Annotated in this window: 13 protein-coding genes and 1 tRNA gene; 8 read left to right on the top strand and 6 right to left on the bottom strand. The window is 67.4% G+C overall.

Annotated elements, in window-relative coordinates; all coding sequences use genetic code 11:
• Window positions 1-16 precede the first annotated feature (16 nt).
• The 4 genes from rhaS to EAX62_RS15240 are packed head-to-tail and all read right to left on the bottom strand — an operon-like array spanning window position 17 to window position 4741.
• A complete protein-coding gene (gene rhaS, locus EAX62_RS15255; protein WP_121902590.1) occupies window positions 17-1102 on the bottom strand; it encodes a rhamnose ABC transporter substrate-binding protein in 1086 nt (361 codons plus the stop codon).
• A gap of 14 nt (window positions 1103-1116) precedes the next feature.
• Window positions 1117-2187, bottom strand: a complete 1071-nt coding sequence (locus tag EAX62_RS15250) for an ABC transporter permease (protein WP_121902589.1) — start codon at window positions 2185-2187, stop codon at window positions 1117-1119.
• Window positions 2184-3227, bottom strand: coding sequence for an ABC transporter permease (locus EAX62_RS15245; protein WP_233558000.1), 1044 nt, complete (start codon window positions 3225-3227; stop codon window positions 2184-2186). The genes EAX62_RS15250 and EAX62_RS15245 overlap by 4 nt, the downstream gene beginning before the upstream one ends.
• Entirely contained in the window at window positions 3224-4741 is a 1518-nt protein-coding gene (locus tag EAX62_RS15240) for a sugar ABC transporter ATP-binding protein (RefSeq protein WP_121902588.1), read from the bottom strand. Before EAX62_RS15240 ends, EAX62_RS15245 begins: the two co-directional genes overlap by 4 nt.
• Before the next feature lie 181 nt (window positions 4742-4922).
• On the opposite strand from EAX62_RS15240, the gene EAX62_RS15235 reads away from it, so the two are divergent.
• Together EAX62_RS15235 and EAX62_RS15230 are read left to right on the top strand one after the other, a co-directional pair.
• The gene (locus tag EAX62_RS15235; RefSeq protein WP_121902587.1) at window positions 4923-5945 is read left to right on the top strand and encodes a LacI family DNA-binding transcriptional regulator; all 1023 of its coding nucleotides are present in this window, start codon (window positions 4923-4925) and stop codon (window positions 5943-5945) included.
• Between the two features lie 89 nt (window positions 5946-6034).
• Complete coding sequence (locus EAX62_RS15230; protein ID WP_121902586.1) at window positions 6035-7525, top strand: rhamnulokinase; 1491 nt, start codon at window positions 6035-6037, stop codon at window positions 7523-7525.
• Window positions 7526-7534: 9 nt separating this feature from the next.
• Here the strand turns inward: EAX62_RS15230 and EAX62_RS15225 are convergent, their stop codons facing one another.
• Both EAX62_RS15225 and EAX62_RS15220 read right to left on the bottom strand, forming a co-directional pair.
• Entirely contained in the window at window positions 7535-8686 is a 1152-nt protein-coding gene (locus EAX62_RS15225) for a class II aldolase/adducin family protein (protein ID WP_121902660.1), read from the bottom strand.
• Window positions 8687-8854: 168 nt separating this feature from the next.
• Window positions 8855-8928 (bottom strand) — tRNA-Gly (locus EAX62_RS15220).
• A 164-nt stretch (window positions 8929-9092) separates the two neighbouring features.
• Here EAX62_RS15220 and tig point away from each other — a divergent pair.
• The 6 genes from tig (at window position 9093) to clpX (ending at window position 15176) form a co-directional block, all read left to right on the top strand.
• Entirely contained in the window at window positions 9093-10526 is a 1434-nt protein-coding gene (tig, locus tag EAX62_RS15215) for a trigger factor (protein WP_121902585.1), read from the top strand.
• A 169-nt stretch (window positions 10527-10695) separates the two neighbouring features.
• Entirely contained in the window at window positions 10696-11955 is a 1260-nt protein-coding gene (locus tag EAX62_RS15210; RefSeq protein ID WP_121902584.1) for an AI-2E family transporter, read from the top strand.
• A 2-nt stretch (window positions 11956-11957) separates the two neighbouring features.
• On the top strand, window positions 11958-12428 hold the full coding sequence (locus EAX62_RS15205) for a nucleoside deaminase (RefSeq protein ID WP_121902659.1): 471 nt from the start codon (window positions 11958-11960) through the stop codon (window positions 12426-12428).
• A 114-nt stretch (window positions 12429-12542) separates the two neighbouring features.
• Entirely contained in the window at window positions 12543-13139 is a 597-nt protein-coding gene (locus tag EAX62_RS15200) for an ATP-dependent Clp protease proteolytic subunit (protein WP_121902583.1), read from the top strand.
• A complete protein-coding gene (locus EAX62_RS15195; RefSeq protein WP_199711325.1) occupies window positions 13139-13783 on the top strand; it encodes an ATP-dependent Clp protease proteolytic subunit in 645 nt (214 codons plus the stop codon). Before EAX62_RS15200 ends, EAX62_RS15195 begins: the two co-directional genes overlap by 1 nt.
• A gap of 112 nt (window positions 13784-13895) precedes the next feature.
• On the top strand, window positions 13896-15176 hold the full coding sequence (gene clpX / locus EAX62_RS15190) for an ATP-dependent Clp protease ATP-binding subunit ClpX (RefSeq protein WP_121902582.1): 1281 nt from the start codon (window positions 13896-13898) through the stop codon (window positions 15174-15176).
• The last annotated feature ends 28 nt before the right edge of the window (window positions 15177-15204 follow it).

Raw genomic sequence — 15204 nt, 5'->3', positions numbered from 1 at the left:
GGAGTATGCGGGTGGGTCAGAAGTCGTACTTGTCGATGTTGTCCGCGTTGAACCGCACCGGTGGGCCGACGATGATGATCCCGTTCTCTCCCACCTCGCGCTCACCCATGTCACCCGCGGTGAACTTGTCGCCGGACTTGCCGGTGATGGTTCCGTCGGCGAGTGCCTTGCCGGCGTAGGCGGAGACGTAGCCCAGCTGTGCCGGGTCCCAGAGGGCGAACTCCTTGACGGTGCCGTCCTTCACGAAGGAGCGCATCTCGTTGGGCAGTCCCAGGCCGGTGAGGGCAACCTTCCCCTTGTACTCGGAGGTGGAGAGGTAGCGGGCGGTGGCGGCGATGCCGACCGTGGTGGGGGAGATGATGCCCTTCAGGTTCGGGTTGGCCTGCATGAGACCCTGGGCCTCCTGGAAGCTCTTGGTGTCGTCGTCGTCCCCGTAGACCTTGGACACCAGCTTGATGTCCTTGTAGTCGGGGTTGGAGGCGAGTTCCTCCTCCATGAACTTGATCCACTCGTTCTGGTTGGTGGCGTTCGCGGTGGCGGAGAGGATGGCGATGTCACCCTTGCCACCGATCTGCTCCGAGATCATCTCCAGCTGAATCGTGGCGACGTCCTTGGCCACCACCTGGCTCACGAACACGTCGCGACAGTCCGGGTTGGCGTCGGAGTCGAAGGCGACGATCTTTGCTCCGCCAGCACGGGCCTCCTTGAGGGCGGCGCAGACGGCGTCGGGATCATTGGCGGCGATCACGATGACGCTGGTGCCGGCCTGGGTCTCGGCGTTGATGAAGGACACCTGACTGGAGGCGGATGCATCCAGCGGGCCCACCACGTTGCTGGTGGTGAAACCGGCTTCCTCCGCGCCCTTCTTCCCGCCGCCGAGGACGACGTCGGTGTAGGGGTTGTTGAGCTGCTTGGGGATGAAGGTGATGGACAGGTCGCCGCCGCCCGCGTTCTCGGTGGGGCTCGCATCGGTGCCGGCGGACGTGTCCGGGGAGGCAGGGGAGTCGTTGACGGTGGCGCCGCAGGCGGTCAGTGCCAGGGACGCTGCGAACAGGATGGCACCCACCTTCAACGACAGGCGGCCACGTGAGGTGCTGGACATGGTGGTTCTCCTTCTCAGGCGCTGAGTGCGCCAGCTGTGGTGATGGTGGAATCGATCTCCCGTGCACGGCGGCGTCGGTGCCGCCAGGCACTCCACGACGCCACCACGGAGGGGGCGACGACGGAGATGATCAGCAGTAGGCCGGTGATGGTGACGAGCACCACCTCCGGGATGCGGTTCAGGCGGAGCGCGTAGTTGATGACCCCGATGATGAGGACACCGCACACGGAGCCCCAGATGGAGCCCTTCCCACCGAAGACGGACACCCCGCCCAGCACGACGGCGGCGATGACCACGAGCTCGAGGCCGGTGGCATTGTCGCTGCGGGCGCTGGAGTAGCGCAGGGTCCAGAAGACGCCGGCCAGGGCAGAGACCAGGCCGGAGCTCATGAGGGTGAGGAGGCGGGCGCGCTTGGTGTTGACGCCCACGAAGCGGGCGGCCTCCATGCTGTGCCCCATCGCGAACAGGGTCCGGCCGAACGGCGTCATGTGCAGGACGACGGCGAAGGCGACGATGATGAGGCCCACCGGCAGCATGACCAGCGGGATACCTGTGGCCCCGAACGAGCCGGTGGCATACGCGGAGGCCGCCGGCGGGAAGTTGGAGACGGCGTTGTCGCCGATGACCACCAGCGCCAGCCCGCGGAACAGGGCCAGCGTGCCGATCGTGACGGCGAGGGCGGGCAGTCCGACGTAGGCGGTGAAAAGGCCGTTGAACAGGCCACATGCGAGACCCACCAGCAGGCAGATCAGCACGACTCCGCCGAACGGCATGCCCCCCGTGAACAGGACGCCCATGACGGCGCTGGACAGGCCCGCGACGCTGGCGACGGACAGGTCGATGTCGCCGGTGATCATCACGAGCGTCATCGGCATGGCCATCAGCAGTGTGGCCACGACGTCGAGCAGCAGGAACGTGGCGGTCCGCGGTTGGGCGAACCGCGGCACCATGGTGGAGGCCAGGATCAGCAGCACCAGGAGGATGTAGGTCATCAGCGCGGGGCGGCTGGCCAGCGTCCGGGAGATGGCGCCGCGGGTCGCGGACAGGGCGGGGGGCGCCGCCACGGGGGTGAGGGTGTCGGTCATGACGTGGCCTTCCGCAGGTTTCGGGCGCGGCGCAGCGTGGCCAGCCGGTCGATGAGGATGGAGGCCAGTATCAGCCCGCCCACCACGGCCTGCTGCCAGAACTTGTCGACGCCGACGGAGGTGAGGGCGCCCGTGATGGTGGTCAGGAGGAGGGCACCGATGGCGGCGCCGGCGGCGGTGCCAACACCGCCCACGATGGCGACACCACCGACCACGGCCGCGGCCACCACCTGGAGTTCGAGGCCTGTGCCGGTGACGGCACCCACGGAGTTGAACCGGCTGGCGTACAGCACGCCCGCCAGCCCCACGAGGGCGCCGTTGGTGACGAATGCCGTGAACACGCGACGGCCGACGGGGATGCCGTACACGATGGCGGCGTCGGGGTCGGACCCGATGGCGTACAGGTCACGCCCGGAACGGCTGTAGCGCTGGAACAGGGTGACCACGGCGATGACGATGATCGCGATGATGGTGATGATGGGGATGCCGACCAACAGGCTCACGCTCAGGTTCCCGAAGGCATCGGGGCGGTCCCCGGCGAAGTACTGCGTGGAGCCCGCCCACCAGCTGTTGACGCCACGGAACACGTACAGCGTGCCGAGCGTGATGACCATGGCCGGCACCCGCGCCGTCGTCACCAGCAGGCCGTTGATGGCGCCCAGGCCCGCGCCCATCGCGATCCCGGCCAAGAACACCACGATGATCGGGATGGACGGGTACGTCGCGAAGAGGGTGCCCGTGAGGAACGCCGTCAGCCCCAGGGCGGAGCCGACGGAGAGGTCGACGCTCCGGGTGGAGATGATCAACGCCTGGCCCGCGGCCATGATCATCATGATCGTGGCGTTCAGCATCAGGTCCTTGAGGCCCTGCGGGGCGAGGAAGCGTGGGTTGGCCAGGTAGGTGAACAGCACCAGCAGCAGCAACGCGAGGACGACGGGGGATTCACGCTTGCTGAGGAGGCTGCGGGGGTTCCACCGGCGGCGCGTCCGGGCACTCGCCGCGATGTCGGCGCGGGGGAGTGCGGTCTGGGTGTCGGTCACGATGCTGCCGCCTTCGCGTGGTCCGTTGCTGCCTCGATGATGCGCTCGGGCGTGGCCTCGGCACGGGGGAACTCGGCGGTGATGGCGCCCTCGCACATGACGAGCACCCTGTCGGCCATGCCCAGCACCTCGGGGAGCTCGGAGGAGATCATCAGGATGGCGACGCCGTCGACAGCCAGCTGGGACAGGAGGCGGTGCACTTCTGCCTTCGTGCCGACGTCGATGCCGCGGGTGGGCTCGTCGACGATCAGGAGTTTCGGCTTCGTGGCCAGCCACTTGGCCAGGACGACCTTCTGCTGGTTGCCGCCGGAGAGCGTGGCCACGCTGTTGTACGGGCTGGAGCTCTTCACCTGCAGCTTGCGGCCCCACTCGGCTGCCACCTCGGCCTCCTTGCGGGCGTTGATGATCCCGAACCGCGCGAGTCCGTCGCGCAACGTGAGCGCCGTGTTGCGCAGGACGGAGAGTTCCATGACGAGGCCCTGCTTGCGGCGGTCCTCGGGGACGAACCCCATGCCACCGCGGATGGCCGCCATGGGCTGGCCGGGCTTGAGTCGCTTGCCGAGCAGTGTGACGGTGCCGGAGTCGATGGGGTCGATGCCCATCACGGCCCGTGCCACCTCCGAGCGCCCGGCGCCCACGAGGCCCGAGAGCGCCACAATCTCGCCGGCGCGGACGCAGAAGGAGATGTTGCGGAAGACACCGGCCCGGTTCAGGCCCTCGACCTCCAGGACCGGGGCACCCACCTGCGCGTCGAACTTGGGGAAGAGCTGGTCGATGTCGCGCCCCACCATGTCCCGGACGATCTGCGACGGCGTGGTGTCCGGGATCATCCGGGTGGTGACGTAGCGCCCGTCGCGCATGACGGTCACGCGGTCGCACAGGCTGAAGATCTCCTCCATGCGGTGCGAGATGAACATCAGCGCCGCCCCCTTGTCGCGCAGGGACCGGGCGACGGCGAAGAGCCGGTCCACCTCGTGGCCGCTCAGTGCCGCGGTGGGCTCATCCATGACGAGGACCCGGGCCTCCAGCGAGATGGCCTTGGCGATCTCGATGATCTGCTGGTCAGCGATGGAGAGCCCCTCAGCCAACCGATCCGGGTCGATGGGGACGCCCAGTTCCTCGAAGATCGCCGACGCGTGGTCGCGCATCAGGCGGTGGTCGATCATGCCGAAGCGACCCCGGGGCTGGCGGCCTATGAAGATGTTCTCGGCCACCGTGAGGTCCGGGAACAGCGTCGGCTCCTGGTAGATGACGGAAATCCCGGCGGCTCGTGAGTCGGCCACGGTGGCGAAGGAGACGGGCTGCCCCTCGATCTCGAAGTCGCCGGAGTCGCGGTGGTGGAGACCCGCCAGGACCTTGACGAGCGTCGACTTGCCCGCGCCGTTCTCCCCGGCCAGCGCATGGATCTCGCCGGCGTGCAGGTCGATGCTGCCGTCGGCGAGCGCAACGACGGGACCGAATGTCTTGACGGCGTTGCGCAACGAGATGAGTGGCTGTTCGCCGGGGTTTTCCACCTGTACACCTCCACGATGAGATGAAACGATTCATGCTTGTGTGATGATGGAATCACAGCAGAGTGAAACGTGTCAATGAGGAGACTCTCATCGAGTCCGAATCGAGACATTGCGGCCTCTGGTGAAATCGAGGGACCGGTTGCGCGCTAGGTTGCGCGGGGCGAGACGACAGGAGGTCTGCATGGCAGGGCGAAGTGATCCAGCGGGAATCAAGGACGTCGCTCGGTTGGCGGGAGTTTCCGTCGGCACCGTCTCGAACGTCCTGAACAAGCCCTCAGCGGTGTCCGCGGAACGTCGGGCGCAGGTGGAGCGTGCCATCGAGCAGCTCGGGTACGTGCCCAACGTCGCAGCTCGGCAGCTGAAGGCGGGCGTGAGCCGCGCGGTGGGGCTGGTGGTGGTGGACACGCAGAACCCCTTCTACGGCAGCATCGCGCTCGAGGCCGAGGAGGCCGCGGAGGAGCTCGGTCTGGGGCTCTTCGTGGCCAACAGTCATCGTCGTCACGCCAAGGAGGAGTTCTACCTCTCACAGTTCGAGCAGCAGCGCGCCCGGGGTGTCCTCGTGACGCCGGGCAGCTCAGATCTGGGCAGGCACCGGGCGGTGGTCAGACGGGGGACCCGGGTGGTCCTCGTGGATGCGGTGGACCACGACGACGAATTCTGCACGGTCTCGGCCGACGACTTCCACGGCGGCTACCTGGCTGTGAAGCACCTCGTGGAGACGGGGCGACGGCGCATCACCGTGATCGGGGGCCCACCCCAGTTCCGGCAGATCGGTCGTCGCCACGCGGGCGCACTGCAGGCGGCGTCCGAGTCCAGCGGCGTCGAACTCCACTACGTCGCTCCGCCGGAGATGAGCATCCTCGCGGGGCGCGCGGCGACCGAGGAGATCGTCGATTCGGGGCGGGGGTGGCCCGACGCCATCTTCGCCATGAACGACCTCCTGGCCATCGGCGCCCTGCAGGCGTTGGTCATGAGCCGCAGCATCGACGTCCCCGGCGACATCGCGCTCGTCGGCTACGACGACATCGACTTCTGTGCGAACGCCGTGGTGCCCATCACGTCCGTCCGTCAGCCGAGCGCGGAGATGGGGCGCCGTGCCATCGAGTTGCTCGAGGCCGAAATCCGCGACGGGGCGGAGCATCGCCACCGGTCCGTGGTGCTGAAGCCGGAGCTGGTGGTGCGGGAGTCCACAGCCGGCCAGTGACCCCGCGCTCGGGCCGGGTTCTCGGAAGTGCTGCGGTGGGACCGATGTCTGGTGCTACGGTTTGTGAATCGTTTCAGAGAGAGGTGCGCATGCCGACGACGATGGCTGCCGTGGATCTCGGGGCCTCCAGCGGCCGCGTGATGGCAGGCACCCTGTCCGGTGGACGGATCACGCTCGCAGAAGCCGGCCGATTCCCCAACGGTCCCGTGGAGGTGCCGACGGAGCTGGGCCCCCGCATGCACTGGGACGTTCTGCGCCTGTGGGGTGACGTCACACGCGGCCTGCGGGCTGCCGCGCACGACGTGGGGCCCCTCGAGTCCGTCGGGATCGACACCTGGGCCGTCGACTACGCACTCCTGGACGCCGGTGGCGAACTCCTCGGGAACCCCGCCAGCTACCGCTGCCCACGGACGGTGGGCTTGGCAGAGAAGTACTTCCACGTTGTCCCCGCCGAGGAGATGTATAGGCGCGTGGGCGTGCAGGTGCAGCCGTTCAACACCATCTTCCAACTGTTGGCCGAGACGCCCGGGCGCCTGTCGCTGGCACGGCGTCTCCTGCTCATGCCGGACCTCCTGGGCCACTGGCTGACCGGCCGCAGCGTCACCGAGGTCACGAACGCCTCCACCACCGGCCTGCTCGACCCGGTCACCCGGGCATGGCACCCCGACATGCTGCAGTCCCTCACGGATGAATGCGGCCGGGACGTCGCCGGCCTGCTGGGGGAACTCGTCGAACCGGGAACCATCCTGGGCCCCGTCCGGGCGCCGGATCTGGGGCTCACCACCCCGTCGGGGATGCCGACGCCCGTGGTCGCCGTCGGGTCCCACGACACCGCCTCCGCCGTCGTCGCCGTGCCGGCGCAGCGCGACGACTTCGCCTACATCTCCTGCGGCACGTGGTCTCTCGTCGGCCTGGAGCTGCATGCACCGGTCCTCTCTGCGGAGGCCCTCGGCGCCAACCTCACCAACGAACTCGGGGTGGACGGCACCGTGCGGTTCCTGAAGAACGTCATGGGGTTGTGGGTGTTCAACGAGGCCGTTCGCACCTGGCGCACCAGGCGGATGGACCTCGACGTCCCGGGCCTCGTGCGCGAGGCGGCCACGCGCGAGCCCCTGCGCACCGTCATCGACATCGACGACCCCGCCTTCTTCCCGGCAGGCGACATGCCCGCCCGCATCGGGGAGGCCGCCCGCCTCACGGGTCAGCCCCAGCCGCGCGACCCCGCCGAGACGGCCCGTTGCATCTTCGACTCGCTGGCGCTGGCCTACCGGCGCTCACTGCGACAAGCCGCCGACGTCGCAGGACGCGACATCGGCGTGGTGCACATGGTGGGCGGCGGGGTCCAGAACGAGCTCCTCTGCCAGCTCACGGCCGACGCCACGGGCCTGCCTGTCGTGGCCGGCCCCGTCGAGGCGACGGCGCTGGGCAACATCGTTCTCCAGGCGCGCGCCATCGGCGCGGTCCGGGGCGGGCTCCCGGAGCTGCGCAGGATCGTGCGGGCCTCCAGCGAACTGCTCACCTACAGCCCGGCCGCAGGCGCCGAGGCCACATGGAGGGGCGTCGAGCGTCGACTTTTCTGACGGATGGGCTCAGGCGGTCGCGGCCACGGAGCGGCGGTAGGACTCCGCCTCCCAGTTCTCGATGAACGTCCGCTCGCTCTGGTCCATGACCCGGACGCGCCCGATGCGGTCGGCGTCGCGTGCCATGCGCAGTGCATCGCGGTAGGTGTCCAGGGCGTTGCGGGCGGCCTTGTCCCCCTCCCCGACGGCGAACGCGGCAACACGCGGGATGACGGCCACGACGGGGGAGCGGCCGTGAATCCCACGGAAACGCGCCACCTGGTGGGCGACGGCGTCCGCGTCGTCGTCCTCGCGCAGCAGAACGGGCAGGGAGCCCGCGTAGACGATCTGGTCCGGAATCATCGGGCCGCGCGACACGGGTCCGGCAGACGGGCCTGTGGTGGCGGCAATGAAGGCGTCGGCGTCCAGGACGACGGACCGGGACTCGGTGGCGACGCGGAACTGCTCGGCCAGTGTGGTCAGTGTTGCGGCCGAACCTGCATTGTCCAGGGTGCTGACCGCGCCTGCGGCCGCGTCAGTGCCCGCGTCGGGGCCCGCGGCAGCGATCGCGGCAGCGATGGTGGAGGTGAGCCATGTGGTGCGTTGCGCCACCTCCTCGAAGGTGTCCCCGGACACGATGATGCCGTGGTTGCCCAGCATCGTGATGGCCGGGGCGTGCCGGCCGGTGTGGCTCTCGAACTCCACCCGCGCCGCTGCGATGCCCCGCGCCAACGGGATCCCGGGGTCGATGTAGTCAACCCAGAGCGCTTCGTCGCCGAGGAGGTCCGCCGTCAGTTGCCTGCCGTCCTCGTTGCAGGTGACGGCGTTGGCCACCAGGGGGTGCAGATGGATCACGAGGGGATCGGCGATGAGGGCGTGGAACAGGATCTCCACGCTGGGGCGGCGTCCGGCAGGATCACCGACCCGGGCCCGCTCGGCCGCCACCATGACGGGGTCTCCCTCGACAGGCTCGTCGCTGACGAGGGCTTCGAAGAGCGGCTCGAGCCGCAAGGGCACGAGATCCTCGTCGCGGAGGTCGGCCAGCATGGTGCCGCTGGGCTTGATGTGCAGCACGCCGTCCACCTTGACCGACGCGTTGCCGCCACCCGCCCGGGCGTACTCGGGGTCGGATCCGAAGTGATGGGCCAGGCGGATCAACTGGTCCCGAGGACTGAGGTGCATCTGCTCTTCTCCCTGAATCGTTTCAACGATCATAGGAGGGCCCCGGTGGAAGGTCAACGCTGGGGTGCCCGTCGCCACGGCGGGCCGAGTTCCGGACGTGTGGTCGCCGTGGGTGTCCGTGAAGGGGAAATGCCAAGGACCCCAGCACTCGAGGGTGCCGGGGTCCGGTGGAGCGGATGACGGGAATCGAACCCGCGTGATCAGTTTGGAAGACTGAGGCTCTACCATTGAGCTACATCCGCATTCAACGCCGGTCAGCATACCGTCATGGTGCCCACGCTCGGCAAACCGGCAGCGCCGCCCCGCCCGGGCCGCGCCGATGGATTGTGGGTCCCGGGGGACGGCTCGCTACGATTGAGCGGATCGACATCTGCACTGCCAACACCATCAAGTAGGAGACAACCTCGTGCCCAGCACCCTAGAGCAGCTCAGCCCCACGCGAGTGAAGCTCACCGTCGAGATTTCCTTCGACGACCTGAAGCCGCACCTCGACAAGGCCTACAAGGAGATTGCCCAGCAGGTCAACATCCCCGGATTCCGCAAGGGCAAGGTGCCGGCATCGGTCATTGACCAGCGCTTCGGCCGCGGTGTCGTCCTGCAGGAGGCCATCAACGAGGCACTGCCCAAGGCGTACCAGGAAGCAATTGCGGAGTCCGGTGTCTTCCCGCTCGGCCAGCCCGACGTCGACGTCACCAAGCTGGAGGACAACGAGGTCGTCGAGTTCACCGCCGAGGTGGACATCCGCCCCGACTTCGAGCTGCCTGACTTCTCCACCCTCGAGGCCACCGTCGACGTGCCCGAGGTCTCCGACGACGCCGTTGATGAGCGCATCAACCTGCTGCGTCAGCGCTTCGCCACCACCACCGAGGTGGACCGCGCCGCCGCCGACGGCGACGTGCTCACCATCGACCTGGTGGCATCGCAGGACGGCAAGGAACTTTCCGACGCCACCGCCAGCGGTATCACCTACAAGATCGGTGAAGGCGTCGGCATGCTGGAGGGCCTCGACGAGGCCGTCATCGGGCTGAAGGCCGGCGAGTCGAAGACGTTCACCTCCCAGCTGGTGGGTGGCGACTTCCGCGGCCAGGACGCCGACATCACCGTCACCGTCGCGAAGGTCTCCGAGCAGGAGCTTCCCGCTGTCGACGACGAGTTCGCCCAGATGATCTCCGAGTTCGACACCGTCGAGGAGATGCGCGAGGACCTCCGCAAGGCCGTGGAGAACCAGGTGGAGGCCGAGAAGATCGCCGACGCCCGCGACAAGGTGCTGGAAGCAGCCCTGGAGAAGACCGACTTCGAGCTGCCGCAGGCCATGCTGGCCGCCGAACTGGAGACCCGTCGCAACCAGATCGAGCAGCAGCTCACCCGCGGTGGCATGAGCGTGGAGACCTACCTCGAGCAGGCAGAGGACGAGGACGCCCAGACCGAGGAAGAGTTCTGGAAGACCATCGACGAGCGCTCCGAGCAGGCTGTGCGCGCGCAGATGCTGCTGGACAAGTACGCCGACGACAACGCTCTCGAGGTCTCCCAGCAGGAGCTGACCGAGCTGATCTTCCGCAAGGCGCAGGAGAACAACCACAGCCCGCAGGACGAGATCAACCACATGATGGAGCACAACCACATGGGCGACTGGATGCAGGAAATCCGTCGCGGCAAGGCTCTGGCCTCCATCTGTGCAGCAGCCACCGTGGTGGACACCGAGGGCAACACCGTCGACATGAGCCTGCAGGTGGTCAACACCGAGGACGCCGAGGCTGACAGCTCCGAGCCGGTCGACTCGGCGATTGCCGTCGAGTCCGTCGACCAGGACGCCGTCGAGGTTGCTGACGACAACAACTGATTGAGCTTCACCACAGTGGGCCCCGTCCAACCTGAGGGCTGGCGGGGCCCACTGTCGTGTTCCGCGACGGGCGGGTTCGCCGCTGGGGTGGTCGTGAGTGCAACCCTGCCGCATTACGATGTCGTGCTGGGGAGAAGCCCCGACGTTTCATTCAACCGACGGAGGCCCCATGAGCGAGAAGAACCCCACGCCCGAGGAGGGCAGCACCGCGCGTCGATCCGCGGGCGGGGACGAGGTCCACGCCACCCTTCAGGCAGGGTCCGCCACCCTGGAGGACAACCAGGCGCCCGCCTCGTCGGAGACGACAACGACGTCCCCGGAGACGACGGCATCCCCCGGGGCGAGGGCCGAGGTGGGCAACGCCATCGTTGAGGTGGAAGTGCAGCCAGGATTCTCGCGGGCCACCGGCGTGGCCATCGCGCTGGGCGCCACCGCCCTGGCCATCGGCCTGCTCTCCACGTTCGCCGACATCATCGCGCCCGTCTTCCTGGGCGTGAACCTGCTCATCGCCGCCTACCCGGTCTACACGGTCCTGGTGCGCGTGAAGGTGCCGCGCGCCCTTGCCGCCATCGCCACGGGCCTGACCGTTCTCCTAGTGCTGGCCGCCGGCGTCGCCGCGATCGTGTGGTCGGGAACCTCCATGGTCACGGCCCTGCGCGGCTACAGCGACCAGTTCACTGAGCTCTACACCCACGCCATCCAGCTGCTGGGACGCGTCGGCTTCGACGAGTCGGCGCTGCTGGACCAGCTGAAATCCGTCTCGCCGTCCAACGTGCTGGGCGTGGTCAAGGGTCTGGTCTCCAACGCGTCCGGCGCCACGGGCATCATCCTGGTGGTGCTGGTGGCCATGGTGTTCATGGTCATGGACCTGCCGTCCATGAAGGAGCGCATGGGCATCACCGACAGGCTTCACCCCGCCTTCAGCAGCAACATCGAGACGTTCATCTCCGGCATCCGCCGCTACTGGCTGGTGACCACCATCTTCGGCATCATCGTCGCCGCACTCGACGGCGGAGTACTGCTGCTGCTGGGCGTCCCGCTGCCGCTGGTGTGGGCCGTGCTGAGCTTCATCACCAACTACATCCCCAACGTCGGCTTCATCATCGGACTGCTGCCCCCGGCCCTGTTGGCACTCGTGGAGAAGGGCCCGGTGACGGCGCTCATCGTCGTGCTGGCCTACAGCGTCATGAACTTCGTCATCCAGTCGATCATCCAACCGAAGTTCACGGGTGACGCCGTCGGCATCACCCCGACGGTCTCCTTCATCTCCCTGCTGCTGTGGACTGCAGTGTTCGGCCCACTGGGTGCCCTCATCGCCCTGCCGTTCACGCTCATGATCAAGGCCATGCTGCTCGACAGCGATCCTCGTACCCGCTGGATCAACGCCCTCATCGCCGCCAATCCCAAGACCGTGGAGGAACCGACGTGACCATGCTCAGCAGTCAGGACATGGCGTTCCTCGAGATGGCCGTGGACCTGGCGGAGGAGGCCGTGAGGGCCGGCGACGAGCCGTTCGGCTCCGTGCTGGTCCTCGACGGCCAGTGGGTGTTCCGGGACCACAACCGCATCTCCGGCGGGGACAGGACCCGACACCCCGAGTTCGCCATCGCCCGGTGGGCGGCCGAGAACCTCACGCCCGAGCAGCGTGCCGCCGCCGTGACCTACACCTCGGGTGAGCACTGCGCCATGTGTGCGGCCGCTCACGGCTGGGTGGGGCTGGGGCGCATCGTCTACGCCACCTCCACCGTGCAGCTGGGGGAGTGGCTCCGCGAACTGGGCGTGGCCCCGTCCCCGGTGGCCCCACTGCCGATCACCGCCGTGGTCCCCGGACTGCGCGTCGACGGCCCCGCACCGCTGCTGGCCGAGCGCGTCCGGGAGCTGCATCGCCGCTGCCACGCCTGAGCGCGGTCATCGAAACGTTCCTCGTTGGGCGAACGTTGCGGGGTTGGCCTTGGGTGTGGGGGAGATGCCGGTAGGTTTGGGGACGTGAACGCGAAGCCGAACGAACCAATCACCATGGCCGCGCCTCAGGGCGCCGGCTTGGGCATGACTGACAACGTGTATTCCTCGTTGCTCGCCAACCGCATCATCTTCCTGGGCTCTGAGGTCAAGGACGACAATGCGAACGCGATCTGCGCTCAGATGCTGTTGCTGAACGCCGAGGACCCGCACAAGGACATCTACCTCTACATCAACTCCCCGGGTGGCTCCGTCGACTCGGGCATGGCGATCTTTGACACCATGCAGTGGATCAGCAACGACGTGGCCACCGTCGCCATGGGGCTCGCCGCCTCCATGGGGCAGTTCCTGCTGTCGGCGGGCACCCGCGGCAAGCGCTTCGCGCTTCCGCACAGCCGCATCATGATGCACCAGCCCTCCGGTGGCCTCGGCGGCACCGCCTCCGACATCCGGATCCAGGCGGAGCAGTCGCTGCACATCAAGAAGACCATGGCGGGCCTGATTGCCGAGCACACCGGCCAGAGCGTCGAGCAGATCGGGATCGACTCCGACCGCGACCGGTGGTTCACCGCGGAGCAGGCGCTCGACTACGGCTTCATTGACCACGTGTACGAGCGTGCGTCCCAGATCAACTCGGAGGCTCCGAACCAGTGATGAATCCCGTTCCCGCCGGCATTGCCCCGGCCGGTCCCTCGATGGACTATTACATCCCGCAGTGGGAGGAGCGCACCAGCTACGGCGTGCGTCGTGTGGATCCCTACACCAAGCTGTTCGAGGACCGCATCATCTTCCTCGGCACCCCCATCTCCGACGACATCGCCAACGCGGTGATGGCGCAGCTGCTGTGCCTGCAGTCGATGGACGCCGACCGCCAGATCTCCATCTACATCAACTCACCCGGTGGCTCCTTCACCGCACTGACGGCGATCTACGACACGATGCGCTACATCAAGCCGGAAATCCAGACCGTGTGCCTGGGTCAGGCTGCCTCCGCGGCGGCGCTGATCCTGGCCGCCGGAACCCCCGGCAAGCGTCTGGCCCTGCCGAACTCGCGCATCCTGATCCACCAGCCGGCAACCGAGGGCGGCTACGGCCAGTCCTCGGACCTGGAGATCCAGGCGCGCGAGATCATGCGCATCCGCTCGCTCATGGAGCAGATGCTGGCCGACGACACGGGCCAGCCCGTCGAGCAGGTCAGCCGCGACATTGAGCGCGACAAGTACCTGACGGCCGCCGAGGCCGTGAAGTACGGCATCATCGACGACATCCTTCCCTCCCTCAAGGGCCTGGATTCCTGACAGCCTCACCATCCATGCCTGAACCGGGTGTTGCCCTTCGCGGTGACACCCGGACAGGTAGGGTGAGATCAACGTATCCACGGCAGACATCGAGACACCAGGGGGTGAGGACATGGCGCGCATAGGCGAGTCCAGTGAACTGTTCAAGTGCAACTTTTGTGGCAAGAGCCAGAAGCAGGTCAAGAAGCTCATCGCCGGCCCCGGTGTCTACATCTGCGACGAGTGCATCGGGCTGTGCAACGAAATCATCGAGGAGGAGTTCCCGGAGACCAGCGACATCGGTCTTGCGGAGGAACTGCCGAAGCCGCGCGAAATCCGCGACTTCCTAGACACCTACGTGATCGGACAGGACTCCGCCAAGAAGGCGTTGAGTGTCGCGGTCTACAACCACTACAAGCGCATCCAGTCCGACGCGGAGGCGCCGCGCCACGCCTCGGAGCACGAACAGGTGGAGGTGGGCAAGTCCAACATCCTGCTCATCGGCCCCACGGGCTGCGGCAAGACGTACCTGGCGCAGACGCTGGCGCGCATGCTGAACGTGCCCTTCGCCATGGCGGATGCCACCGCCCTGACCGAGGCGGGCTACGTCGGCGAGGACGTCGAGAACATCCTGCTGAAACTGATCCAGGCAGCCGATTTCGACATCAAGAAAGCCGAAACCGGGATCATCTACATCGACGAGATCGACAAGGTCGCCCGCAAGAGCGAGAACCCGTCGATCACCCGCGACGTCTCCGGCGAGGGGGTGCAACAGGCGCTGCTCAAGATCCTCGAGGGCACCGTCGCCTCCGTGCCGCCGCAGGGCGGCCGCAAGCACCCGCACCAGGACTTCCTGCAGATCGACACCACCAAGATCCTCTTCATCGTGGGAGGCGCGTTCTCCGGCCTCGAGGAGATCGTGAACGCGCGCATCGGCAAGCAGCCGCTCGGGTTCAGCAGACGCTCCGAAACCAAGCAGGAGGTGACGGACCCGTTCGCACTGGTGCGTCCCCAGGACCTGCACAAGTTCGGTCTCATCCCCGAGTTCATCGGCCGTCTGCCCATGATCTCCAGCGTCACCCCGCTGGATCGTGAGTCCCTCGTCCGGATCCTCACCGAGCCCCGCAACGCCCTCACCAAGCAGTTCTGTCGGTTGTTCGAACTCGACGGTGTCCGTCTCGACTTCACACCCGACGCTGTGGAGGCCATCGCCGACCAGGCCCTGGAGCGCGGCACGGGAGCCCGTGGGCTTCGGGCCATCCTCGAGGAACTGCTGCTCGAGGTGATGTTCGAGGTGCCCTCCAGCGAGGACGTCGCGCAGGTCATCATCAACCGCGATGCGGTACTCGGCAACACAGGCCCGGAATTCGTGCCGCGTGCCAAGCTGGCCCGCCGCAGGGAACTCTCCGCCTGAGACAGACTCCCTGAAAACGCCCCGAGGG

It is taken from the genome of Tessaracoccus antarcticus (assembly GCF_003688855.1).
GTDB lineage: Bacteria > Actinomycetota > Actinomycetes > Propionibacteriales > Propionibacteriaceae > Arachnia > Arachnia antarctica.
Note: the sequence above shows the minus strand (reverse complement) of the source record. Positions and strands in the feature narration are given on the sequence as shown.

Excerpts from the sequence above, each read along its gene's own strand:
- rhaS (WP_121902590.1), bottom strand. The coding sequence starts at position 1,102 with ATGTCCAGCACCTCACGTGGCCGCCTGTCGTTGAAGGTGGGTGCCATC.
- EAX62_RS15250 (WP_121902589.1), bottom strand. The coding sequence starts at position 2,187 with ATGACCGACACCCTCACCCCCGTGGCGGCGCCCCCCGCCCTGTCCGCG.
- EAX62_RS15235 (WP_121902587.1), top strand. The coding sequence starts at position 4,923 with ATGGCAGGGCGAAGTGATCCAGCGGGAATCAAGGACGTCGCTCGGTTG.
- EAX62_RS15230 (WP_121902586.1), top strand. The coding sequence starts at position 6,035 with ATGCCGACGACGATGGCTGCCGTGGATCTCGGGGCCTCCAGCGGCCGC.
- EAX62_RS15225 (WP_121902660.1), bottom strand. The coding sequence starts at position 8,686 with ATGCACCTCAGTCCTCGGGACCAGTTGATCCGCCTGGCCCATCACTTC.
- EAX62_RS15210 (WP_121902584.1), top strand. The coding sequence starts at position 10,696 with ATGAGCGAGAAGAACCCCACGCCCGAGGAGGGCAGCACCGCGCGTCGA.
- EAX62_RS15205 (WP_121902659.1), top strand. The coding sequence starts at position 11,958 with ATGCTCAGCAGTCAGGACATGGCGTTCCTCGAGATGGCCGTGGACCTG.
- EAX62_RS15200 (WP_121902583.1), top strand. The coding sequence starts at position 12,543 with ATGGCCGCGCCTCAGGGCGCCGGCTTGGGCATGACTGACAACGTGTAT.
- EAX62_RS15195 (WP_199711325.1), top strand. The coding sequence starts at position 13,139 with ATGAATCCCGTTCCCGCCGGCATTGCCCCGGCCGGTCCCTCGATGGAC.
- clpX (WP_121902582.1), top strand. The coding sequence starts at position 13,896 with ATGGCGCGCATAGGCGAGTCCAGTGAACTGTTCAAGTGCAACTTTTGT.